The sequence below is a fragment of the Agromyces sp. P2_B3 genome (genome assembly GCF_056404815.1).
Window position 1 is genome coordinate 557,817 of sequence record NZ_JBFUDH010000001.1, and the last position, 23,808, is coordinate 581,624.

The following is a 23,808-nucleotide window of genomic DNA, read 5'->3' on the forward strand; positions in this document are numbered from 1 at the left end:
CCGTCGTCGGCGACGTGAACGTGCAGATATTCACGCCCGACAACCTCCCGGGCGACGCGGTGCTCGAGAGCGTGCCGACCACCTGCTACTTCCGTCCCGACGGCCCCGGATGCTCCGGCGGTGTCGACGCCCCCGTGATCGTGGGCGGCCAGGTCGTGCTCGTCGCGTTCGGCAGCGACCTCAGCCCGCGGAAGTCGAACTACACCTTCAGCGACATCCGCGCCGGGCACAACATCGCGATCTTCCACCCGTCGGCCGCCACCGAGCTCACGGTCACCGCGTACACCGACGTGGATGCCACATGGACCGACGATGAGACGTCGGCGAGCCACGGCGTGACCGACGGCTCGGGCAAGATCGACGTGCTCACGAACGGCAGCATCGTCGTCGTCGAGCAGAGCGGCAAGGGCGACCTGCGGGTCGGCCACATCCACGCGACCGGGCTCTGCACCGGCGCCGTCGCGACCGCGTGCGGTCAAGCGGTCATCGACGCGGATGTCACGCTCCGGTCGCCGCGCAAGATCCTCGACGCCGAGCTCGACGCCGGCATCCTCGACACCGATGACGACCGCACCTGCGTCGACGCCTACGACCTCGACTGCGCGGCCGGCACGCCGAACGGCGTCGACGTGACGGGCCGCAACATCACCCTCTTCGCCGGCGACAACCTCCTCGGCCAGCCGGGGAGCGTCTCGGGCGTCGGCGGGATCGGGCTTCCCGACAACTTCCTCGAGATCCAGGTCAACGCCGTCGGCGGGCCGCTCGGCGACCTCGACGCATACGACACGGCGGCCGACGACGACAAGACCTTCGGCATCTTCATCGACCAGGTCGCCGGCGACCTGCAGATCGGCATCGTGCACACCGAGGGCGACGACTCGCTCTCGACCGGCAACGTGTCGCTCCGCAGCCGCGCCGGCTCGATCCTCGACGCGCAGAACGACGCGGCCGCCGATGTCATCGGCCAGACGATCGACATCGACGCCCACGGCGGCTCGATCGGGACCGCGGCGAACGACCTCGAGATCGACTCCCTCGTCGACTCGCCGTTCGCGTGCACCAACGTGAACTGCGCGAACAACCCGAACGGCACCTCGGATGCGGGTCTCGCCGCGATCGCCGACGACGTCGCGCTCGAGGCATCCGCCGGCATCTGGCTCACTGAGACCGACGGCTACCTGCGCCTGCTCTTCGCCCACGCGACCGCGGGGAACATCCGGATCACGGTGCGCGAGTCGGCCGAGCTCGACGAGGACCTCTACCTGATCCGCAACGGCAGCGCGAACTTCGCCGAGGACAACTCGACGGTGCCGGGCAACACCCCAGACCACCTGCGCGACATCCCGAACGGCACGGTGTTCGCCGAGCAGGGGAGCGTCGAGCTGCGCGTCGGCGACGACATCACGCTGCACCAGAACTCGCAGGTCCTCGCCGACCTCTCGATCGATCTCCGCGGCGACTTCGGCAACCTCGACACGAACGGCACGCTCGCCGTGCCCGACCCCGAGCACGGCACCACGATGATCCTCCGCGGTCGCATCATCGCCGACTGCGTGGTCACGCTCGGCGGCACCTCCGGCTACCCGCTTGGCACCTGCGCACCGTCGGCCGCGAACCCGGTGGCCGGCCGCCAGACCAACGTCTGGGGCGGCGGCGACGTCGACCTGATCGACCTCGGCGACCCGAGCGGCCTCGACCTGGCGCAGACGACGAACGCGGCGCTCAACAAGGAGCAGCTGGGCGACCCGGGGTACATCTTCTTCGGCTCGAAGACGACGATCCACGGCAACGCGACGCTCGCCTCGGGCACCGCCGACGGCGAAGACCGCATCACGGTCTGGTACCTCCAGTCGATGAACGTCGTGACGAGCCCGACCGGACTGCAGACGGGCACCGGCGCCGGCCACACCCTGAACCTCGACGGCCAGGGCGAGAGCGACTACTACGCCGTCTACACGAACGGCAGCCACGGCAACATCCGCAACTACGTCATCAACGTGCTCGACACGGGCGCACCCGACGCGGGTATCGACGAGCTCGCGATCTACGGCTCCGACAACCTCGCCGCTACCTACAACGGGTACCTGCCGGGCACGACCACGAACGCCGCGGCCGACGACATCTTCCTGCTGCGGGCGCTGAAGTGCATCGACAACGAGAGCCCGTTCGCGCTGAGCGCGGGCGTGCCGAGCGGATGCCTCACTCCCACCGAGATCGCGAACAGCCCGGCGTTCATCGCGCTCCTGGCCGGCAGCGGGGCGGCCGACGGCGGCATCGGCAGCTACCGCGACCGCATCGCCGGCAACGAGCCGAGCGCCCTCGTGCAGCGCATCAACTACGACACCGCGATCAACGGCCGCATCTCGGTCTTCGGGCAGGGCGGCAACGACGCCTTCTACGTCGACGACACGACGGCGACGATCACCCTCGACGGCGGTGCGGGCAACGACACGTTCCAGATCGGGCAGATCTTCGGCACCCAGCGCGACGGGCAGTCGGCTCCCGATGGCGGTGCGCTCCTGCCGGCCGACACCTTCCCCTCGCTCGTGCCCACGACGCGCGGCTGGCTGAGCCCGGGCACCCACGCGCCGCTGCTCGCCACGGGCGGCACAGGCAACGACCGGTTCACGGTCTACTCGAACCAGGCGGAGATCCAGCTCAACGGCGACGACCACAACGACCTGTTCGTCGTGCGGGCCTTCGCGATCGCCGCGGTCTGCGACACGAACGCCGACAACATCGCCGGCTGCGGGCTCAGCGACGTCGACTACCGTCCGGCGAACGGCGTCTTCCCGATGGATGCCGCCGATGGAGCCGACGACGGCAAGTGCGTGCTCGCGGGCGGCTACATCCGCTTCGACAACAACAACGACAACGTCTGCAACAACGCCGACGCGCACCTCACTTTCACCCACCTCGTGGGCTCGAACATCGACCTCGACAACACGATGTGGGAGGACGACGTCATCCCGCTAAACGCGAACGGCGTCGCGGTGCCCGTGATCGGCCTCGGCTTCTCGACCTCGCGCCCGCTCGACATCCGCGCCGGCGGCGGCGAAGACGAGGTGCAGTACAACGTCAACGCCCCGGTCAACGTCGACGGCGGCACCGGCTTCGACAAGCTCGTCATCCTCGGCACCGAGTTCGCCGACGACTTCGCCATCACCGACAAGGCCATCTACGGCGGCGGCCTGAACGTGAAGTACACGACCGTCGAGATCGTCGAGATCGACGGGCTCGAGGGCGACGACCAGTTCTTCGTGCAGTCCACCGCGTACGGGGTGGCCTACCGCGTCATCGGCGGCCTCGGCTCCGACCTCATCAGCGTCACGGGCGACGTCACCGCCGACATCGTGACGCGCGAGCTCGAGGGGCTCTCGGGCGCGGTCGACCACATCGTCACGGCGCCGAACGACCCCGGCTACGACGGCCTGCCGACCGACGGCGTGCCCTACAACGTGGCCACCGGCGAGGGCGGCATCGTCGTCATCCGCGAGCACACCGGCGGCACCGCGGTGCGCGAGGGTGCGCTGGGCACCGAGGTCATCAGGAGCTACGACTCCTACACCGTCGAGCTCGCCGTGAAGCCCACCGCGAACGTCTACGTGACCGTCTCGGCGGCGTGGTCGCCGTCGCAGGAGGCGAACGGCGCCGACCTCAACCCCGCCCCGCTCGCCGACGGCATCGGCGACACGGTCTGGCTCTGCATCGGCACCGCCGACAGCCAGTGCGACGAGTTCAGCGAGTTCCAGCGGCACAAGATCGTGAACGGCGTCGTGGTCGACGAGAACGGCCGGGCGGTCGTGCTCACCTTCACCACCGTCGGCGACAACTGGAAGACCCCGCAGCGCGTCTACCTGTGGGCGGTCGACGACCCCCGCGCCGAGGGCGACCGCGTCGTGGTCATCCAGCACTCCGTCATCAGCCAGGACCTCCGGTTCAATGGCGCGGCCGTGCGCCAGGTGAACGCGCTCGTCTACGACAACGACACCCCGGGTGTCTACGCGGTGCCGGTGACGCCGGGCGGCAGCACGGTCGACGGACGCACGATCGTCATCGAGGGCAGCGCCGCGACCGAGCGCACCGACGACATCCTGCTCTCGCTCGCGAAGAAGCCGGCCGTCGGCGACACGATCTGGGTGCGCATCTGGATGGACGCCGACAGCCAGCGCCTCATCACGCTCGACTTCTCGGCGGTGCCCGCAGCTCGGTGGCAGCAGTTCTCCGACGGCAACGGCGGCACCTCCTACGCCGTGAGCTTCGACTCGACGAACTGGAACGTGCCGCTTCGCATCATCGTGCACGCCCGCAACAACTCCGACCCGGGCGACCCGCTCACCGCGGTCATCAACTACCAGCTCGACACCCTGCTCACCCTTCCGGCCGCCGCAGCCGCCTACCCGTTCCCGAACCTCCGCAGCGGCCCGCAGCGCACCGACGTGCTCGTCTACGACGACGAGACCCCGAATGTTGTGTCGATCCCGACCGGCACCGACACCGTCATCATCAAGTGCGGCAACGAGGCCTGCACGATCCCCGGCGGCACCGATGGCTACACCATCCGCCTCACGAAGGCGCCGAACGGCACCGTGACGATCGCCCTCATCACCGACGGCCTCGTCGACGTGGTCTCGGTCGGCGGCGTCGCCGTCACCCCCGCCGGCTACCAGGTCGTCGGCGGCGACATCCCGAGCCGCCGCTTCCTCGGCAACCTCGGCTTCGCGGGCAACACCGTGACCCGGGCGAACGGCAGTGACCTCGGCAGCTTCGTCGACGAGGGCTTCGTCGCCGGCCAGCGCATCCGCATCTCCTCCTGCGGCGTCACCGTCTACACGATCGTGAGCGTGCCGGCCGACGGCAAGAGCCTCGTGCTGAACGCGTCGGTCGCGGGCTGCGGCTCGGGCACCGGCGCGAGCATCAACCTCCTCACCCGCTCGGGCATCTGGGACGGCACGGCGACGACCGAGTTCGTGGGCGGCGCCTGGCGCCTCGTGCGGCCGCTCTCGGGCAGCTGGCTCGCCGACGGCTTCCTCGAGGGCCAGTGGGTGCAGATCTGCCAGGGCGCCACGTGCATCCGGGCGAAGATCGCGGTCATCCGCGGCGACAATGCCGGCCACGACGAGAAGCTCGAGCTGCGGGCCTTCGGTCTCTCGGGCGACTCCCTCGCGGCATTCCTCTCGGGCGGCCAGTTCAGCGTCGTGCGCATCGCCGCGGTCGTCACGTTCACCGCCGCCGGCAACGACTTCGCCGCCGAGAAGTTCATCGAACTCGCAGCGGATGTCGCGTACAGCCAGCCGCTGCAACGCCAGGGCGTGAAGATCTTCCCGTCGTCGACGCACCTCGTCTCGAAGCTGCGCGGCCCGCTCGCCGTCGAGGGCGGTGTCACGGGCGCCGACCGTTCGCTCGAGCTCGGACTGAAGCTGCCCGGCGAGCAGGACGGCCCGCTGTTCGCGATCGCGACGCAGGCGCCCGAGACCAAGCAGATCGACATGCTGAACATCTACAACGACTCGAGCCAGGCGCACGGCCGCGGGGTCATGAACAGCACCTCGCTGACGGGCTTCGGCATGGCGAAGGACCTCGACTTCGGGCCGGCGTACGGCGGTGCCGAGGGTCAGACCTTCGGTGAACCGCAGGTCTTCCCCGGCGGCATCAGCTACGGCACCGTGCAATTCGTCGACGGCCACTTCGTGACGAACGGCGCGAAGAGCTCGATCGAGATCTTCAACCTGATGCTCGGCGTCGGCAACGACCGGTTCGACATCCAGGGCACGCTGCAGCCCGACGACGCGGTCAAGCTCACGGGCACCGTCGTGCTCGGGGCATCCGCGGGTCAATTCGGCTCGACGCATCGCCTCAGCAGGCAGACGCCGTTCGACTGGAAGGCGCAGGGTTTCCTCGTCGGCATGCCCGTGACGATCAGCGGCATGACCGGCCTCTGGAGGGTCGTCGGCTTCGGCGACGACGACCCGGGCGACACGACCGACAACACGGTCATGTACCTCAAGCTGCTCAGCGGAACGGCGGCGACCGGCACGGCGCTGCGTACGATCATCGGCACGGATGTCCCGGTGACGACGACGACCCCCGTCGTGATCACACCCAACATCTCGGGCGACGGCGGCACGGTCACCCGCTCCACCGGGAGCTGGATCGCCGACGGGTTCGTCGTGGGCCAGCTCGTCATGATCCAGGGCCTCACCGGCCAATGGCGGCTCATGGCGATCTCCGCCGACGGCAGGACCCTCACCCTGCAGCGCGGCGACGTCATCGCGGCCCCCGTGGCCGGTTCGCCGACCGTGTTCGTGCCCGGCCCGCACGGCGGCATCACCGCGGTGCACGGCGGCGGCAACTCGCCCATGCAGAACTCGTTCGCGATGGTGCGCTCGCTGCCCGGCGCCGGCGCCCCGGCCGGCACGGCGCTCGTGCTCACCCGGCTCGACGGCTTGCCGTGGGGACTCACGCCGTTCCTCGCGGGCAGCGGCTACGTCGTCGGCAACCCCTACGGCACCGGCCCGCAGCACATCCAGCTCGCCGGCGAGAGCTTCACGCGCCTGATCCTCGGCTTCGGCAACGCGCCGTGCCCCTACGCCGACCCGTTCCCGCACTGCGGCGAGGGCGCGGTCATGTACCTCTCCGGCCCGGTCTACGCCGGCCCGCTCGGTACGGTCGCGACGACGGTGCACGTGGCGAAGCCCGTGGAGGTCACGGTCACCGCGCCGATCCAGGTGCACACCGACCATCTCCTCCGCACCGACGGCGGCTCCTTCCTCACCGATGGCTTCAAGCTCGGCATGCAGGTGCGCGTCTCCGGCCTGCCAGGCGTCTACACGATCACGGCGATCTCGGCCGACGGCAAGAAGATGACCTTCGCGAACGTCGCCCTCCAGCCGACGGTGTCGCTGAACGCCGCGGGGGTCGCGGTCTGGAACGCGCCGCTGTTCACCGTCACCGGGTACGACCCGTTGCGCGACGGCGGGCTCGGCATCGGCGGCGACATCATCACCGTCTGCAACCTCGTGAACCCGATCGACGGCGTCGCGTGCGACCTCGAGCAGACGGCCGGCCCGAACTCGCCGCTCGTCGTCTACGGCGACACCTCGCAGGACGGTGTCTGGTATTCGGGCCACCCCTCCGACGTGCTCGGCATGGAGTTCGGCCCGAAGCCGTTCGACCCGTTCACGCACATCCCCGACGCCGAGAACGAGGACGACGAGTGGATGCTCGGACTCGCGCACCCCTACGACAACGCGGGCAACGACATCATCGACGCATCCGGGCTCTTCGCCCACCGCGCCGGGAACAACCTGCCGACCGTCGGCTTCTCGGCCTACGGCGGACTCGGCGACGACCTCATCATCGGCAGCCAGGCGGGCGACCACCTCGCGGGCGGCTCGGGCGACGACGAGATCCGCGGCTTCCGCGGCGTCGACCACATCTACGGCGACTCGGGCATGAACGTGAACCTCTTCACGAGGGCGCTCGACATCGCGGTCATCGACCGTTCGCCGAAGCCCTCCGTCACTGGCGCGGGGTTCCTGAACAACGGCACCACCATCCAGCCGTACCCGTCGCCGGTACGCGACGACCTCCTCGTCGCCGGTCGCGACCTGCTCTTCGGCGAGGGTGCCGGCACGGTCGCCGGCGGACCCGAGTCGGCCTACGACGACATCGTCTTCGGCGACCACGGCGCGATCGTGCAGAACGGCTCGGCCGCCTACAACACGGCCGACCCGAACCTTCCCGACCCGCGCCTGCAGCGCATCCAGACCACCGCGACCTCGACGATCAGCTCGATCGAGAGCCGCAACCTGCAGCGCGGCTCCGACGACACCATCTTCGGCGGCCTCGGGCGCGACGTGCTCGTCGGCGGCGCCGGGCACGACTCGGTCGACGGCGACGAGGCCGACGACCTCGTCTTCGGCGACAACGTCATCTTCGTGCGGACGCCTGGCGACTGGACCAGCCCGCACTTCCAGACCCTCTGCGGCACGCTCCTCTACAGCCGCACCGACCGGGTGAACGCCTGCGGCGGCGTGGTGGGCGAGGACAACTCGGGCCTCCTGCTCGTCGACGGCACCCCCCGTGCCTACCGCGACCCCGACGGGGCGCCGTGGTGGGCCGAGTACGACGTCACGAACCTCTTCCACACGTTCGCGTTCGATGAGGGCACCTCGGGCGCGGGCAGCTTCGGCAACGACTACCTCGCGGGCGGGCAGGCGCACGACGTGGTCTTCGGCCAGCTCGGCAACGACACGATCCAGGGCGACGGCGGCATCGACAGCGCCTTCGCCAGGATGACGGATGACTCGACGGTCACGTGGCACGTCGGTGCGAGCCGCACGCCCCTCGGCTGCGTGGGAGCCGTCGGCGCGATGGTCTGCGACTACACCGGCGTGCTCGTGGTCGTGCCCTCGTTCGAGGCGCTCACCGACGGCGAGGACTACCTCGAGGGCAACGCCGGGAACGACCGCATCTTCGGCAACCTCGGGCAGGACGACATCGTCGGCGGCTCGAGCGACTTCTTCAGCCTCGTCAGCGCCGACCTGCGTCCCGACGGACTGCCGACCCCCGGCGCTTGGTACGGGCCGAAGGACGACCGTGGCGCCGACCTCATCTTCGGTGGCGCGGGCACGCAGATCGGCATCGACAACCAGGTCTCGGGCACGCCGAGCGTGCCCGGCCTCGACGGCGGCCTCCTCGCCGACAACACCCTGCCGGCCGACATGGACGCCCGCGACGCCGACACCATCGTCGCCGACAACGGCCGCATCATCCGCATCGTCGGCATCAACCACGTCGACGTGAACCCGTCGGGCACCGGCCAGACGCAAGCGGGCCAGCCGAACCACGTGACCTTCAACTACGACGTCGGCGGCGCCCAGCGGCTCGTGGTGCGGGGTGTGCACCTGCTCGACTACACGGTCGGCGGCCCCGACTTCATGCCGCAGAACTTCGGCCTCCCGATCGGCGCCGACTGCAACGGCTCGGCGACGCAGCCGACGTGCTCCTCGATTCTCGACACCGCCACCGGCTCGTGGAAGCTCACGCAGATCGGCGGCCGCGACGAGGTGCACGGCGAGACCGGCGACGACACGGTCTACACCGGCGCCGACCACGACGTCATCTACGGCGACGCCCAGAACGACGACCTCATCGGCGGCTGGGGCAACGACTGGATCTCGGGCGGCACGGGATCCGACGGCATCCTCGGCGACGACGGCCGCATCTTCACGAGCCGCAACACCGGATGCTCCGTCGCCTCCTCGTCCGTCTGCAACGAGGTCGCCGAGCCGCTCTACGGGATCCTGAAGTTCCGCACGGTCGACCCCGACACGAAGACGAGCCAGGGCGACGTGCTGGGCGAGTTCATCTACACCCCCGGGCAGGTGCAGACCGCGACGATCAATGTGGCCGGACAGCTCGTGAAGGCGGCTGACCTCACCGTCTACAACCTCGGCCCGAACGAGAACATGAGCCAGCACCAGGTCGCGAACCAGCCCACGTTCGACGCGAACAACTCCGACGACATCATCTTCGGCGGCTGGGGCGGCGACTGGATCCACGGCGGCGCCGGCGACGACGCGATCTCGGGCGCCGAGGCGATCGGCATCGGCGGCACCTCGGGCTACGCTCAGCACTTCTCGCCGATCGGCGACCCGATCGGACTCGAGTACCTCGACTTCGCGCACCCGTGGAACCCGGGCGACGTGCTGCACTTCGGCGCCGACACGAACGCGTGGCACTCGAACAACCACAACGAGATCCGCCTCGGGGAGTTCCTCCTCTACGACGAGTACGACCCGCGGCGGGTCATCCTCTTCAACGGCGACGGCACCGTGTGGAAGGGCGGAACCGCCCCGTGGAACCGTCCGTTCTTCCTCAACAACGAGGCGCTCTCGGGGAACTGGGTGACCGCGTGCGTGGCGGTCGACAACCAGGGCACCTGCACCGCGACGATCTCGAACCAGCCCTCCGACGGCGACGACGTGCTGTTCGGCGACCTCGGCAACGACTGGTCGGTCGGCGGCACCGGTCAGGACACGCTCTGGCCGGGCTGGGGCAACGACCTCTCCAACGCCGACGACGTGCTCACCACCAACGGCGGCCTGAACGACGTGCCCGACGGCGTGAACTCCAGCTACCAGGACCGCGTCTACGGCGGCGCCGGCCTCGACATCCTCATCGGCAACACCGGCGGCGACCGCCTGATCGACTGGGTGGGCGAGTTCAACACCTACCTCGTGCCGTTCGCTCCGTTCGGCATCGCCACTGTGAGCCGCCAGGTCGAGCCGCAGCTGCCGCTCTTCCTCTACGCCCTCTCGCGCAGCCAGGGCGCGGACCCGACGCGCGCGACCGACACCGGCGAGGACCCGGCCCGCAACGGCGAGCCCTACGGCGAGCTGGGGCTCATCACGCAGCACGACCACGGACAGTGGCAGACGCAGACCGGCGGGCCCACCGATCCGCAGGCCGGCAACATCCCGGGCGGACGCCGCGACACCCTGCGTGGTGCCGACTTCAACGACGGCACCACCCAGGGCTTCGCCACCGACTCCGGCGCGTTCTCGGTGCAGGGCGGCGTGCTCAAGGTGACGGCGGCGGGTGTCACGAACGACGCCGTCGCCGTCTGGTACTCGGACGCCTACAAGAGCGTCTACTTCGAGCTGTCGGCGAAGATCTCCATGGACAAGGCCACCGGCGGCTGGAAGGCGAACGCCTACATCGTCTTCGACTACTTCGGGCCGTTCGACTTCAAGTTCGCGGGCATCGACGAGTCGATCAACAAGATGGTCATCGGGCACCGGAACGCGAGCGGGTGGTGGGTCGACGCGCAGGGCGTGGTGCCCGGCGGCGTGCGCTCGGGCAAGTACTACGACCTCAACGTCGTGGTGAACGGGCTCATCGTCACCGTCACGATCGACGGCGGCAACGCGTTCAGCTACACGTTCGCACCGCGCCTCGTCGACGGCGACTCGGTCGCGCTCAACAAGGGGCTCGTCGGGTTCGGCTCGCAGCAGGCGCGCGGCTGGTTCGACAACATCGCGCTCACCGTGATCTCGCCCGCGATCACGGTCGACCGCACCGAGGCATTCGACGGGGCATCCGCTGCCTTCACCCCCGTCGCAGGAACGTGGTCGTCGCCGCCCGGCAGGGTTACGGGGATGCCGGGCGTCGACGGCCTCGCTGCCGCGCTCGTGGGCTACACCGTCGGCGGCGCCCCCGCCTCCGGGGGAACCGGCGTGCGACTCGACCCGATGAGCTACCTCGAGGTCGAGGCGGTGCTCGCCGCCAACGGCTACAGCGGCATCGTCTTCGACTGGTATGCGAACGACGACTTCAAGTTCGTCGCGCTGGATGTCGCGGGCAAGCGCCTCGTCATCGGTCACGTGTCGCCGCGCGGCGGCTGGGTCGTCGACGCCTCGGTCGCGAAGGTCTTCGTCGCCGGGCGCGACTACCGCCTCAACCTGGTGCTGAAGCGCACGGTCGTGACGATCACGCTCGACGGTCAGGTCATCACCTCCTACGCCTACAACTCCCCGCTCGCCGACGGGCAGACCGGCGTGTTCGGGCGCGGCACGGGCCAGTCGTTCGACTCCTTCCGGTTCCGCACGGATGACGCGGCCTTCACTGGGGCGCCGGTGCAGGGCGCTGCGGGGAGCGGAGCCCGGGTCGCCACGACGACCACGACGACGTCCGTCGCGACGACCTCCAGCACGGCGACCGTGACCACCTCCGGCACGACGACGGGGACATCGGGCACCACGACGGGCACGGCGGACGGAACCGCGGCCGCGGCGCCCCAGCCTGCCGCTCCGAACGCGACGAGCCCGTTCTCACTCGCGATCGCACCCGACGGCGGCGTGAGCTTCACCGCCGCGGGTGCGAACAATCGCGACTTCTACCAGGTCCGCCTGGTCTGCTCGGCGGCCGGCGCGATCGTCTACTCCACGACGCTCGTGCTGCAGGTGGGGACCGACGGCGTGGGCACCACGCAGGTCGTGCATCCGCCCGCCGGCGACTGCGTCGCCACGCTCGAGATCCCGAAGGGCGCGGGCAAGGTGCGGGTGCTGGAGACGCTGGGCTTCGTCGCCGTCTGACCGCCGCGGCGCAGCTCCGGCCCGACCTCGTCGACCCGTCGACCCGAAACGGACCGGAGTCTCCGCATACTGGACCCCAGAGTGGCGTTCAAGGGGTTGCGAGGGTTCGGCGTAGCGTGATTTCGTTGGGCACCCCCGAAACGAAGGAGCACGTATGAGTTTCTTTGCATTCCTGATCCTCGGCCTCATTGCCGGCGCGATCGCGAAGCTGATCCTGCCAGGCAAGCAGGGCGGCGGATGGTTCATCACCCTCCTGCTGGGCGTCGTCGGCGCCCTGCTCGGCGGATGGTTGGGAAGCCTGATCCTGAACCGGCCCCTGACCGAGTTCTGGGACCTGGGCACGTGGCTGCTCGCGATCGGCGGCTCGATCATCGTGCTGCTCATCTGGGGCCTCATCACGAGGAACCGCAGCCGCACCACCTGAACCACCCAGCACAGCAACGGGCGGATGACGCAGTCGCGTCATCCGCCCGTTCGTGTTCCCGGCGCCCGGCGCTCACGGAGCCGCCGCCGTCTCCACGGCGACATGCCGCTCGGCGCGGAGCCGACCTACGGTGCTAGCATCGGCGGCGACGCCCCGTGGAGCGAGAGGAGACGACGTGCTCGAACCGTTCCTCGCGATGCTCCGCATGCTGCAGGCGGCGCTCGAGCTGGCTGTCGCCTCCGACGCGCACGTCGGCGCGCTGCTCGTGGGCGTCCTCGGCGCTGCGGCCCTCGCCCTGGTCGTCACCGCATGGCGGGCGATCCCCGCGCTCGTCGCCGCCGACCCGAGCGGCGCGTCGACCCGGCTCCGGCAGACCGCCGACCCGGGGCGGCTCCTCGCGCAGAGCGACCCCGATGCGGCCGGGCGCCCGCGTCCGAGGGCGCCGGGGCGCGGCATTCCGGCCGCGTAGCTCCCGACCGACCGCCCTTCGACGTCCCGCCTGACGGGGCGCTCGCACGTGCACGGTCCCGCCCTCGCGGCCAGACGGATCCCGCATCCCTCGACCGCAAGGACACCTCATGAACCTGTACGACCTTCCGCCCGTCGCCGCCGTGCTCGACGCGGCGCACGCCCTCCTCATGCACCTCGCCGCGGTGCTCACGCCGTTCGCCGGCGCGTCGAGCGCGGCCGCCGCGATCGTGCTCGTCACGCTGCTCGTGCGCGCCGCCCTCATCCCCGTCGGCGTCTCGCAGGCCAAGGCCGAACGGACGCGCGCTCGGCTCGCCCCCCGCCTGGCCGAGCTGCGTCGCCGTCACGCGAAGGACCCCGAGCGCCTGCAGCGCGAGACCATGGCGCTCTACGCGGACGAGGGCGCTTCGCCGTTCGCGGGCTGCCTGCCGATGCTCATCCAGGCGCCGATCGTCGGCGTGATCTATGCGCTGTTCGTGCTGCCGACGATCGCGGGCCACCCGAACGTGCTGCTCGAGCAGACCCTGCTCGGCGTGCCGCTCGGTTCCAGCTTCGCCGGCTCGATCGCGTCGGGCACCCTCACGCCCGGTGCGCTGCTCGTGTTCGGGGCACTGATCGGCGCGATCGCGCTCGTCGGCGAGCTCACCCGCCGTGCCTTCCGCCCGCAGCCCACGCCGCAGGACGGACCCGCTGCACGCCCGGGCGAAGCCGCATCGGGGACGGATGCCGCGGCCGCGGTGCTCGGGTCGGCGGCCATGCTCCGCGTGGTGGGCCTCCTCCAGTTCGTCACGGCGGTGATCGCGGCGTTCGTGCCGCTCGCGGCGGCGCTCTACCTGCTCGTCACCGTGACGTGGACGCTCGGCCAGCGCCTCGTGCTGCGGCGCGTGTATCCGCTGCCGCCCGCGCTGCCCGCCCTTCCGGCGTGAGCGCCCGCGGCCGCCCCGCTCGGCTCAGGCGTCGGCGAGGTCCACGAAGCGGCGCAGCAACCGCTGCGGTTCGGTGACGGATGCCGCGGCGAGCCGCTCGCTCACGGCTCGAAGCTCGCTCGCCGGGAAGTACCCGTGATGGCGGTACACCTGTGCACGGGCCACGAAGTCGTGGGTGGACACCTCGGGGTGGAACTGTGTCGCGTAGACCCGGCGCCCCACCCGATACACCTGCACCGGGCACGCCGCCGAGGACGCGAGCAGCACCGCGTCGTCGGGCAGCCGCTCGGTGGCCTCCTTGTGGCCGACCAGGGCGTGGAAGCGGCGGGGCAGCTCGCCCACGAGCGGATCGGCGACGCCGTCGGGCGTGAGGCTGATCACGACGGCGGCGGCCTCCTCGCCGTGCTCCGTGCCGACGACCCCGCCGAGCACGCGCGTCAGCACCCCGATGCCGTAGCAGGTGAACAGCAGCGGGTGGTCGCGCTCGACCGCGTCCTCGGCGAGGCGTGCGAGGTCCGCCTCGACGCGGCGCTGCACCGGATGCTTCGACGCCTCGGGTGTCGTCACGTTGTACGGGCTGCCGCCCACCACGACCCCGGCGACCTCGTCGAGCCGCAGGTCGCCGAGCGGATCCACGTCGAGTCGCACGTGCTCGAGCCGGCCGGCGTCGAGGCCCATGGCGCGCCGCACGGACTCGTACTCGGGGCCGACGGCCTCGACCTCGGGGCGCGCCGAGAGGAAGAGGAACGGCTTCATCGCGAGCGACCGCCTCGCTTGCGCGCGCTGCGCCCCGAGCGGGCGCCGGAGCCGCGCCCGCCGGCGCGCGATGCGCCGCCCGTGCCGCCCGTGCCGCCCGCCTTCCCGCCCTTCCCACCCTTCGCGCCCTTGGCCTTCTCGGCCGCCGCGGCCTTCGCGTTGGCCTTGGCCTTCGCCGTCGCCTTCGCGGGCGCAGCGGCCTCCTCGTCGTCACCCGCGCGCCGTGAGCTGCGCGCCGTACGCCCACGCACCACTCCGACCAGCTCCTGGATGTCGGCGTCGTCGCGCTCGATGCGCCAGACGAGCGCGATGCGCGTCGGCGCGGCATCCGTCAGCGGCACTGCCACGACGTCGCGGCGGTGGTGCAGGCGCGCAACGCCGTGGGGGAGGATCGCGTGGCCCGTTCCGGCGGCCACGAGCTCGACGGTCATCGCGGCGTCGGGCTGCGCCGGCGCGAGTGGCTCGTGCTCGAGATCGGCGAGCGTCAGCGCCTCGGCCTCGGCGAGGGGGTGGTCCTTCGGGAGCACGGCGACGGCGAGCTCCTCCCAGAGCTGGATGACGTGCAGGCCCGCATCGTCGACGGGCAGGCGCACGAACGCGACATCCGCCTCACCGGCCCGCAGGTCGGCGAGCTGCTCGGCCTCCTCGACGCGCACGGCCTCGAGCGGCAGGTCGGGCCGTCGCTCGTTCCACGCGCGCAGCCACTTCGCGGGGCTCACCCCGGCCACGTAGCGCAGCCTCAGCGTCACGGCGCCCCCAGTCCAGTCATCCGGCCGCTTCCGGCCTCCCCACAGCCTACCGACGGGTGCCGTCGCAGCCGCGCTGCCGCGGGCCGGTGGGCGGATGCCGCGTGACGGGCTACGGTGTGAGGGTGAGCCAGTCCCAGTCGATGAAACCCGAGACCGCAGCCAAGAAGCTCGGCATCCTCCTCGAGGCGGCGCCCGAGGACTTCCGCGAGGGCGACGTCACCCGCGACGAGCTCAACGCGCTCCTGGCCGATCCGCCCGAGTGGCTGCAGGTGCTGCGCCGTGAGGGACCGCACCCGCGCAACGTCGTGGCGGCGAAGCTCGGCATCTCCAACTCGGGCCTCGCCCGGGGCGGCATCACCGAGCCGCTCACGACGGCCGAGATCAAGGCGCTGCTCGTGGCACCGCCGCAGTGGCTCGTGCAGGAGCGGGCCACGCAGGCCGCCGTGCGTGCCGAGAAGATCCGTGTCGCCGACCGCGACCGCGAGCGCGCCGCGCGCCAGGCCGGCGGCGGCGGAGGCGGCTCGGGGGTCTGAGCCTCTGGCGCCCGGCGCTCGGTGACGACCGCTACGCGGCCGGTGCGAACCGGGCGCGGATGAACGCCGCGACGTCGGCGAGCTCGCGATCCGACACGGAGTGGCCGACGCCCTCGTAGATGCGCTCGTCGAGCGTCGAGTGCGCGGGCAGCCACGCCTGCGTGCGGGCGACGGATGCCACGGGGATGACCCCGTCGACGGTGCCGCGGCCCCAGAACACGTGCGGGGCGAGCTGCGACATCCGCTCGTCGCCGTCGCGCTCGCCGGGCAGCGCGAACCCGGCGAGGCTCACCGCGAACGCGAATCGCTCGGGTGCCCGGCGCAGGAGCTCGAGGGCCATCGCACCGCCCTGCGAGAAGCCGAGCAGGCCGATCGGTGCCGCGCCCGGCGCCGCACGATCGAGCCAGTCGAGGATCGCGTCGGTCGCGGCATCCGCCCCCTCGACTGAGAGCTCGGCGCCTTCGGCGACGAGCGGGAACCACGCGTGCCCGTACCCGGTGTACAGCGGTGCGCGCAACGACGCGATGGCGGGCTCGAGCGGCAGGTACGGCGTCAGGCCGAACAGGTCGCCCTCGTTCGAGTTGTACCCGTGCAGCAGGAGCAGCAGCGGACGTCCCGCACGATCCGCGGCCGACGCCGACCAGAGCACGGCCTCGTCGTCGACGCGCACCTCGGGCATGGGTCCTCCGCTCCGGGCGGCGGATGCTGCGAGCCGCCGGATGCCGCACGCCCGCCTTCGAGCGTACCCGCCGCCTCGCGGCGCCCAGCCGCCCGCCCGCCCGCCGCGCCCTCGCATCGAGATCTCGTGTTCGGTGCATCCGCCCCGGCGCGTCGTGCACCGAACACGAGATCGCGACGGATCGGGGCAAGCGGGCGAGCGTGGGGCAGAATCGAGGCATGAGCGTGCGCACCCCCGACCCGGACTGGAATCCCGACGACGAGCCCGTCGTGCGGCCGCCCGCCAACCCGGGCTGGCTCACCGACCTCGAGCTCGCCGAGATCCGGGGCCGCCTTCCGCTGCTCTACGTCGAGGCGGTGCCGGTGCGGGTCGACGGGCTGGGGCAGGTCTCCGAGGTCGGCGTGCTGCTGCGCGCGAACGCGGTCGGCGAGATGACCCGCACGCTCGTGTCGGGCCGCGTGATGTTCGGCGAGACGCTGCGCGACGCCCTGTTCCGCCACCTCGAGAAGGACCTGGGGCCGATGGCGTTCCCGCTGCTGCCCGCGAGCCCGGTGCCGTTCACGGTGGCCGAGTACTTCCCGCTGCCCGGCATCTCGCCGTTCTCCGACGAGCGCCAGCACGCCGTCTCGCTGGCCTACGTGGTGCCCGTCACGGGCACGTGCGAGCCGCGGCAGGACGCCCTCGAGGTCACGTGGATGACCCCGGTCGAGGCGGTGTCCGAGAGCATCGCCGCCGAGATGGAGGGCGGGCGCGGCATCCTCGTCAAGCAGGCGCTCGCGTCGGTGGGCGCACTGCGCTGACGGATGCCACGCTGACGAGCCGCGCCGAGTGACGCCGCGCCGGCTCAGCGCCCGGCGAGCCCGAGCGTCTCGAGGAACAGCCGCGTGAGCCGCGTCGCATCGACCTCGAGGGCGATCTCGACGTTCGCCCACTCGTCGGCGAGCCCGTGCACCATGTCCTCGCCACGACGTTCGCGCAGGTCGACGAGCGTCTGCCCGCGGCCGTAGCCGGCGAGTTCGACGCGCACCGGACGCACCTCGGTGCGGAGGGCCAGCGGGTCGACGATGGAGCACACCGCGCCGGCGTCGCCGATGAGCCCGGTGTACTCCTCCTGCTCGTCGGCCGACAGGGCGATGCGATGCCCGAGGAGCGCGCCCACGACGCGGCCGAGCGGGTCGTCGCCGTGCTCGAGCGCGGCCGCGACGTCCTGCTCGACCGAGACGCGGTTGAACACGTCGAGCCCGTACATGTAGGCGGGCACGTTCGCGTCGAGCACGATGGCGGCGGCCTCGGGGTCGTGCCACACGTTGAACTCGGCCACGGCCGTCGCGTTGCCGACGCCGGCCGAGCCGCCCATGAACACGATGCGCTCCAGGTTGCCGGCGACCTCGGGGTAGGTGCGCAGCAACAGCGCGAGGTTCGTCTGCGGGGCGAGGGCCACGAGCGTGACGGGCGTCGGGTGCTCGAGGATCAGCCGGCGCAGGAGCTCGACCGCGCCCACCGGTTCGGGTCGCCGCTCCGTGGGCGGCAGGGGGACACCGCCGAGGCCGTCGAGGCCGTGCACGTGGCCGGCGGAGCGGGGCGGCTCGAGCAGGGGCCGCGCGGCGCCCGCCGCGACGGGCAGGTCGGGCGCACCCGCGGCGTCGAGCACCCGAAGCGTGTTGTCGACGACCTGCGCGAGCGAGGCGTTGCCCGCGACGCAGGTGATGCCGAGCACGTCGATACCTGGATGCCGCACGGCGAAGAGGATGGCGAGGGCGTCGTCGACGCCCGTGTCGACGTCGAGGATCACGGGAACGCTCATCGCATCACCGTAACGCGACCGCCGGGGTCGCCGCGCCCGTCATTCGACGCGCGTTCGTGCCGCGTCAGCGGACGAACCGCACCTCGTGGATCTCCTCGCCGAGGAACGGCACGTGCTGATCGGCGCCGTCGAGCACGAAGCCGTTGCGCTCGTAGAACCGGTGCGCGCGGGGGTTGTCGGAGGCGACCCAGAGGTACACCGCGTCGTCGCCGACTGCGGCGTCGAACAGCTTCTGGCCGATGCCGGTGCCGTGGTACGCGTCGAGGAGGTAGATGAAGTAGAGCTCGCGCTCCCGGGGCGGGTTCTCGTCGCGTGCGGGACCCGAGCCGACGAAGCCGACGATCTCGCCGTCGACGAGGGCGGCGAACTGCTGGTACTCCTCGCCGCGCTCGGCGTAGTGGTTCCAGAGCTCCGCCATGCGGCGCGGCGAGAGGTGCTCGAAGGCCGCCGCGCTGATCAGGTGGTCGTAGGTCTCGTGCCAGCAGGTGGCGTGGACGCGCCCCAGCGCCTCCACGTCGGAATCGCGGATGGGACGGACGACGACCTCGGCAACAACTTCGGTGCTCATGCGAGAAGGCTAAGCCAGGGTGCGCGGGACGCGAAATCGTGCGATACGCCCTTGCGCTGAGCGCCCGCGCAGGCGCCTGCGCGCGCACCGGGTCCGCCGCGGAGACGGCGAAGGCCCCGCCGTCGACCWGGTGGTCGGCGGCGGGGCCTTCGGCAGGTGGTGCGGAGGGTCAGCCCTGCGCGCGACGGTTGGTGCGCGCGGGTGACACGAGGCTGCCGACGCGAAGCGGCTGCTTGCCCTGGCCCTGGCGGGCGGATGCCCCGCGCTGTGCACCCGTGGCCTGGGCGCCGCGGCTGTGGCCCGCGCCCTGCTTGGGTGCGTGCGCCTTGGCCTCGGCGGGGCGGCCGGAGCGGTCCCGGCGCGGCGTCGCGGGGGCGAGGTCGTCCTGCCCGGCGGGGCGACCGGTGCCGCGGCCACCGCGCGAGCCGCGCGAACCACCGCCGGCACCGGCGCCCTGCGGGCTGCGCTCGTCGCGAGCTGCGCGCTTGCGCTGCGCGTTGGCGCCCTGCGAGCGGCCGCCGCCCTGCGGCTGGACCGCAGCGCGGGGAGCCGGCTTCACGTAGGGGGCGACGTCGCCGACGAGCGAGGTGACCGACGGCGAGTTCGCCGTGACGCGCTCGGGCGTCACGGTGATCGCGGCCTTGCGGAGCAGCGTCTTCAGGTCCTGCTTCTGCGCGGGCAGGCAGATCGTGACGACGTCGCCCTCGCTGCCGGCGCGGGCGGTGCGGCCCGAGCGGTGCAGGTACGCCTTGTGCTCCATGGGCGGGTCCACGTGGATGACGAGCTCGACGTTGTCGACGTGCACGCCGCGCGCCGCGACATCCGTGGCCACCAGGACCCGGGCCGAGCCGTCAGAGAACGCCGCGAGGTTGCGGTCGCGCTGCGGCTGCGACAGGTTGCCGTGCAGGTCGACGGCGGGGATGCCCTGGTCGGTGAGCTTCTTCGCGAGCTTCTTCGCGTGGTGCTTGGTGCGCATGAAGAGGATGCGGCGGCCGGTGCCCGACGCGAGCGCCTTCACGAGGTCGTTCTTCGCGTCGACGTCCTCGACCTCGAACACGTGGTGGGTCATCGCCGCGACGTGCGAGGTGGCCTCGTCGACCGAGTGCAGCACCTCGTTCTGCAGGAAGCGCTTGACGAGCTTGTCCACGCCGTTGTCGAGCGTGGCCGAGAACAGCAGGCGCTGGCCGCCCTGCGGGGTCTTGTCCATGATGCGGGTGACCACGGGAAGGAAGCCGAGGTCGGCCATGTGGTCGGCCTCGTCGAGCACGGTGATCTCGACGGCGTCGAGGGTCACGAAGCCCTGCTTCATGAGGTCCTCGAGGCGGCCGGGGCAGGCCACGACGATGTCGACGCCGGCGCGGAGCGCGTCGACCTGGCGCTTCTGGTTGATGCCGCCGAAGATCGTCGTCGTCTTCATGCCGTAGGCGGCGGCGAGCGGCGCGAGCACCGCGTCGATCTGGGTGGCGAGCTCGCGGGTGGGGGCGAGCACGAGGCCGAGGGGGCGGCCGGGGCGACGCTTGCCGCCGGCGAGGGATCCGCCGAGGCGCGCGGCCATGGGGATCGAGAACGCGAGGGTCTTGCCCGAGCCGGTCTTGCCGCGGCCGAGCACGTCGCGCCCGGCGAGCGTGTCGGGCAGGGTGTCGACCTGGATCGGGAACGGGGTGGTCTTGCCGTCGGCGGTGAGGGCCGCGACGATCGGAGCGGGCACGCCGAGCGTGCTGAAGGTGGTGTCGGTCACTGGTGCCTTTCGGGGCAGAGCGCACCGCACGGGATTGCGCCGCATTCGGCGGCGGTTCGGACCCGTCGGTGGGAGAGTGGCGAAGGCGCCGGTCGGCGCATCCGTTCGCCGTACGAGAATCATCGGGCGCCCTCTGATGAGGCCCTGCCCGGAAGCGTTTCTACGACGCAGGCGGCGCGTTCGTCGCGCTCACCGAGAACCACTCTAGCGGATGCCGCTGCACGCCCCCTGTGCGCGGCCCCTCAGCGCGGCATCCGCTCGCCGACCGGCACCTCCTCGTGAAGGGTGTTGCCCGGCTGCGCGAGGGGACACGACCACGACGGGTCGTAGGCGCACGACGGGTTGTAGGCGAAGTTGAAGTCGATGACCAGCGAGTCGCTGTCGGAGCCGGGACCGAGATCGGCGCCCTTCACCGTGTCGAGCAGGTAGCGCCCGCCGCCGTAGGTGCCGCCGGGCACGCCGGCGAGGGCGTCCTTCACCGGGAGGAACAGCCCGCCGCCGTACGTCGTGAGCCGCCACACGTCGAGCGTGCCCAGGTAGGGGATGCGCACCGTGCCCACGAGCGAGAACGGGATGGCGCCGTCGGACGCGCTGTCGACGGTGATCCGCACCGGCTCGTCGGGGCGGCGCACCTCGAGCTCGAAGCGCCAGTCGGGGTCGTAGCGCGACACCGTCAGCCCCGTGAAGCGCGCCCGGTCGTCGGGCAGCAGCGGCGACTGCGGATGCCCCGCGAAGAGCTCGTCGCGTCCCGACCGCCAGAGCTCGTGGCCCTCGGCGGGGTCGTGCACGCTGAGCTGGCGCACGCCCGTGTAGAGGCCGAACACTCGCCGGCGCCAGTCCGAGAGCTGCAGGGAGCCGATCGAGTCGTTCATGCGGTCGCCTCCGATCGGGTTCCGGAGGCCGCGGCGTCGGCGGCCTCCGCATCCGCGGTGCCAGGCGGGTCGAACGACCACGTCGGGGCCAGCTGCTGCAGCCGGAGGCCCCGCCACTGCCAGAACGCCCACGTCGGATACCACGCCACCAGGTCGAGAGCGCCTGCACGTGCCCGCAGCTGGTCGCGATACAGGGTGCGCCCGTCGGGCAGCTCCGACACGGCCATGCGGTGATCCCAGCGGTCGAACACCGCGAGCGGGCCGGTCAGCGCGCCGCCGCCGTCGCGGAGCATCCGCACGCCCGCGGGCAGGCCGCCCGGATAGCTCACGTCGACGACCTCCTCGCCGGCCGGGAACCGGCGGAACGCGAGCGCCCGCACGCGATGCGGCCCCTCGGGCCACGTCGTCGGCAGGCCGCCGTGTTCGAGCGACGAGAAGTCGAGCCAGGGGGCGACGACCTCGCGCAGCACGGCCGGGCTCCGGAGCGCCCGCCACGCGGCATCCGGAGTGCAATCGAGCGTGAGTTTCAGCAGGACCCGCATGAGCCGAGAGTATGGCCAGCGGATGCCACGGCAAAGCACCGCGACCGGATTCACGGCGCCCGCCCGGCCGACGCGCAGCCTCCGCCGGGGTCCCAGCCGCGTCGCACCCGCACGTCCTAGACTCCGCCACATGGGCGAAGCACTGTGGTGGCTGCCGTCGCTCGTCGTCTTCGGCACGACCGCGCTCGTGATCGCGGGCGGGGTCGTCGGCGTGCGTCGGCTCGGCGTGCGCCGCGAGAGCGCCGCCCTCGAGTCCGGCCGGGAGCTGGAGGTGCGCGCGAAGGGCCTCATCGTGCAGGCCGACACTGCGGTGCGCGAGGCCGACCGCGAGATCGCCTTCGCCGAGGCGCAGTTCGGTCCCGCCGCCGCCCGCGAGCTGCGCACGGCGTTCGACACCGCCGGCTCCCGCCTCCGCGAGGCGATCCTCCTGCAGCGGCGCCTCGACGACGCCGAGCAGGAGTCGGCCGCCGACCGGCGCCGATGGAGCGCGCACATCGTCGACCTCTGCGACTCCGCCCTGCGTACGCTCCAGGCGGCGCAGTCGGGGCTCGCCGCCCGCCGCCGCCTCGAACGGGGCGCCGGAACCGACCTCGCGGCGCTCCGGGAGGACGTCGCCCGCATCGAGCGACGGCGCACGGATGCCGCGGCCGCCCTCGAGCGCCTCGGCGAACGGTTCGCGCCGACGGCGCTGCGCTCGGCGCTCGCTGCTGCTGGGCGCGCCGACGCGGCCCTCGCCGACGCACTGGCCGCGCTCGCCGAGGCCGATCGCCGGATCGCAGCGGCAGAGCCCGCGGCGGAGCCCCTCGCGACCGTCGCCGACCGGCTGGAGCGCGCCGACCACGACCTCGCCGTCGTCGAACGGACGGAGTCCGACCTCGCCTCGGCGGAGGCGGCGGCTGACGCCGCCGCGGCGGCCCTCGACGCCGACCTGGCGGCCGCCCGCTCGGAACGAGACGCCACCGAGGACCGCGACGCCCAGGCCGGCCTCGGCGTGGTCATCGGCGAGGCCTCGGCGGTGCTCGCGGGCAGGACGCCCGGTGGGGCGCAACGGGCGGGTGCCGCGCCCGGCGAAGTCATCCGACCAGTGGGCAGCGTCGACCCCGTCGCCGACCGCGACCGGCTGCGCGCGACCCGCGACCGCCTCGAGGTGGCGAGGGCGGCCGCGCGGAACGCGCAGGGGCGCCTCGACGGAGCCCGCGGTGCGCTCGGCGGGGCGATCGCCGTCGCCGAGAGCCAGGTCCGGGTGGCCCACGCCGCGATCGAGCGCGGCGGCGGYCGGATCGGCGGCGACGCCCGGGCCCGGCTCGCCGAGGCCGAGCGCCAGCTGGTGATCGCCCGGCAGGAGCCCGACCCCGTCGCCGCGCTCGACGCCGCGCGGCGTGCCTCCGCTCGGGCCAGCGACGCCGAGGCGCTCGCGGCGTACGACGCCATGGGCGGCGCCGCGCGCTGACGCCCGCCCCGCCACGGAGACCGCCTCCTCACGCCGCTCGCCTGACGCCGCCTCGCCCTCGCCGCCTCGCCCTCGCCGCCCCGCCCTCGCCGCTCGCCTCGCGCCGCCTCGCCCTCGCCGCCCCGCCGAAATGCAGGAAGAAGCGGAGGGAACGCCGGCCCCGGCCCGGCGCTCCGCGGCGCGCCGCCCGGGACTTCC

At 72.1% G+C, this 23,808-nt stretch carries 15 protein-coding genes (1 of these 15 cut by a window edge); 7 read left to right on the top strand and 8 right to left on the bottom strand.

Features of this window, described 5'->3' with window-relative positions; all coding sequences use genetic code 11:
• The 4 genes from AC1DZA_RS02500 to AC1DZA_RS02515 form a co-directional block, all read left to right on the top strand.
• Positions 1–12,101 carry the 3' end of a hypothetical protein gene (locus tag AC1DZA_RS02500; protein ID WP_476771580.1) on the top strand. It extends 16,666 nt beyond the left edge of the window, so the window shows 12,101 of its 28,767 coding nt (coding positions 16,667–28,767); the start codon falls outside the window, past its left edge; its stop codon occupies positions 12,099–12,101.
• 154 nt (positions 12,102–12,255) lie between these two features.
• Positions 12,256–12,525 carry a GlsB/YeaQ/YmgE family stress response membrane protein gene (locus AC1DZA_RS02505; protein WP_159601013.1) on the top strand — a complete coding sequence of 90 codons (270 nt, stop codon included), beginning with the start codon at positions 12,256–12,258 and terminating at the stop codon, positions 12,523–12,525.
• A gap of 175 nt (positions 12,526–12,700) precedes the next feature.
• On the top strand, positions 12,701–12,994 hold the full coding sequence (locus AC1DZA_RS02510; protein WP_476771581.1) for a DUF6412 domain-containing protein: 294 nt from the start codon (positions 12,701–12,703) through the stop codon (positions 12,992–12,994).
• Between the two features lie 109 nt (positions 12,995–13,103).
• Positions 13,104–13,919 carry a YidC/Oxa1 family membrane protein insertase gene (locus tag AC1DZA_RS02515; protein ID WP_476771582.1) on the top strand — a complete coding sequence of 272 codons (816 nt, stop codon included), beginning with the start codon at positions 13,104–13,106 and terminating at the stop codon, positions 13,917–13,919.
• Between the two features lie 24 nt (positions 13,920–13,943).
• On the opposite strand, the gene AC1DZA_RS02520 is transcribed toward AC1DZA_RS02515, so the two are convergent.
• Positions 13,944–14,675 carry a glutamine amidotransferase gene (locus AC1DZA_RS02520; RefSeq protein WP_476771583.1) on the bottom strand — a complete coding sequence of 244 codons (732 nt, stop codon included), beginning with the start codon at positions 14,673–14,675 and terminating at the stop codon, positions 13,944–13,946.
• On the bottom strand, positions 14,672–15,424 hold the full coding sequence (locus tag AC1DZA_RS02525; protein WP_476771584.1) for a LysR family transcriptional regulator substrate-binding protein: 753 nt from the start codon (positions 15,422–15,424) through the stop codon (positions 14,672–14,674). Before AC1DZA_RS02525 ends, AC1DZA_RS02520 begins: the two co-directional genes overlap by 4 nt.
• A gap of 140 nt (positions 15,425–15,564) precedes the next feature.
• On the opposite strand from AC1DZA_RS02525, the gene AC1DZA_RS02530 reads away from it, so the two are divergent.
• Positions 15,565–15,957, top strand: a complete 393-nt coding sequence (locus AC1DZA_RS02530) for a DUF5997 family protein (protein WP_396133153.1) — start codon at positions 15,565–15,567, stop codon at positions 15,955–15,957.
• A 31-nt stretch (positions 15,958–15,988) separates the two neighbouring features.
• On the opposite strand, the gene AC1DZA_RS02535 is transcribed toward AC1DZA_RS02530, so the two are convergent.
• The gene (locus AC1DZA_RS02535; protein WP_476771585.1) at positions 15,989–16,636 is read right to left on the bottom strand and encodes an alpha/beta hydrolase; all 648 of its coding nucleotides are present in this window, start codon (positions 16,634–16,636) and stop codon (positions 15,989–15,991) included.
• Between the two features lie 218 nt (positions 16,637–16,854).
• On the opposite strand from AC1DZA_RS02535, the gene AC1DZA_RS02540 reads away from it, so the two are divergent.
• On the top strand, positions 16,855–17,436 hold the full coding sequence (locus AC1DZA_RS02540) for an NUDIX hydrolase family protein (protein WP_309977229.1): 582 nt from the start codon (positions 16,855–16,857) through the stop codon (positions 17,434–17,436).
• 44 nt (positions 17,437–17,480) lie between these two features.
• On the opposite strand, the gene AC1DZA_RS02545 is transcribed toward AC1DZA_RS02540, so the two are convergent.
• From AC1DZA_RS02545 to AC1DZA_RS02565, 5 genes are all read right to left on the bottom strand, one after another.
• Positions 17,481–18,440 (bottom strand): nucleoside hydrolase, encoded by a 960-nt coding sequence (locus tag AC1DZA_RS02545; RefSeq protein ID WP_476771586.1) that lies wholly within the window; start codon positions 18,438–18,440, stop codon positions 17,481–17,483.
• Between the two features lie 64 nt (positions 18,441–18,504).
• Positions 18,505–19,008, bottom strand: coding sequence for an N-acetyltransferase family protein (locus AC1DZA_RS02550; protein WP_476763423.1), 504 nt, complete (start codon positions 19,006–19,008; stop codon positions 18,505–18,507).
• Positions 19,009–19,177: 169 nt separating this feature from the next.
• The gene (locus tag AC1DZA_RS02555; RefSeq protein WP_476771587.1) at positions 19,178–20,746 is read right to left on the bottom strand and encodes a DEAD/DEAH box helicase; all 1,569 of its coding nucleotides are present in this window, start codon (positions 20,744–20,746) and stop codon (positions 19,178–19,180) included.
• A gap of 242 nt (positions 20,747–20,988) precedes the next feature.
• The gene (locus tag AC1DZA_RS02560; RefSeq protein ID WP_476763464.1) at positions 20,989–21,618 is read right to left on the bottom strand and encodes a DUF1684 domain-containing protein; all 630 of its coding nucleotides are present in this window, start codon (positions 21,616–21,618) and stop codon (positions 20,989–20,991) included.
• Positions 21,615–22,160 (bottom strand): hypothetical protein, encoded by a 546-nt coding sequence (locus AC1DZA_RS02565; RefSeq protein WP_476763465.1) that lies wholly within the window; start codon positions 22,158–22,160, stop codon positions 21,615–21,617. Before AC1DZA_RS02565 ends, AC1DZA_RS02560 begins: the two co-directional genes overlap by 4 nt.
• Before the next feature lie 130 nt (positions 22,161–22,290).
• On the opposite strand from AC1DZA_RS02565, the gene AC1DZA_RS02570 reads away from it, so the two are divergent.
• The gene (locus AC1DZA_RS02570) at positions 22,291–23,610 is read left to right on the top strand and encodes a hypothetical protein (protein ID WP_476771588.1); all 1,320 of its coding nucleotides are present in this window, start codon (positions 22,291–22,293) and stop codon (positions 23,608–23,610) included.
• Positions 23,611–23,808 lie beyond the last annotated feature (198 nt).

Bases quoted from the DNA above. Each gene is read 5' to 3' on its own strand.
- AC1DZA_RS02505 (WP_159601013.1), top strand. From the start codon at position 12,256: ATGAGTTTCTTTGCATTCCTGATCCTCGGCCTCATTGCCGGCGCGATC.
- AC1DZA_RS02515 (WP_476771582.1), top strand. From the start codon at position 13,104: ATGAACCTGTACGACCTTCCGCCCGTCGCCGCCGTGCTCGACGCGGCG.
- AC1DZA_RS02520 (WP_476771583.1), bottom strand. From the start codon at position 14,675: ATGAAGCCGTTCCTCTTCCTCTCGGCGCGCCCCGAGGTCGAGGCCGTC.
- AC1DZA_RS02530 (WP_396133153.1), top strand. From the start codon at position 15,565: ATGAAACCCGAGACCGCAGCCAAGAAGCTCGGCATCCTCCTCGAGGCG.
- AC1DZA_RS02535 (WP_476771585.1), bottom strand. From the start codon at position 16,636: ATGCCCGAGGTGCGCGTCGACGACGAGGCCGTGCTCTGGTCGGCGTCG.
- AC1DZA_RS02540 (WP_309977229.1), top strand. From the start codon at position 16,855: ATGAGCGTGCGCACCCCCGACCCGGACTGGAATCCCGACGACGAGCCC.
- AC1DZA_RS02545 (WP_476771586.1), bottom strand. From the start codon at position 18,440: ATGAGCGTTCCCGTGATCCTCGACGTCGACACGGGCGTCGACGACGCC.
- AC1DZA_RS02550 (WP_476763423.1), bottom strand. From the start codon at position 19,008: ATGAGCACCGAAGTTGTTGCCGAGGTCGTCGTCCGTCCCATCCGCGAT.
- AC1DZA_RS02560 (WP_476763464.1), bottom strand. From the start codon at position 21,618: ATGAACGACTCGATCGGCTCCCTGCAGCTCTCGGACTGGCGCCGGCGA.
- AC1DZA_RS02565 (WP_476763465.1), bottom strand. From the start codon at position 22,160: ATGCGGGTCCTGCTGAAACTCACGCTCGATTGCACTCCGGATGCCGCG.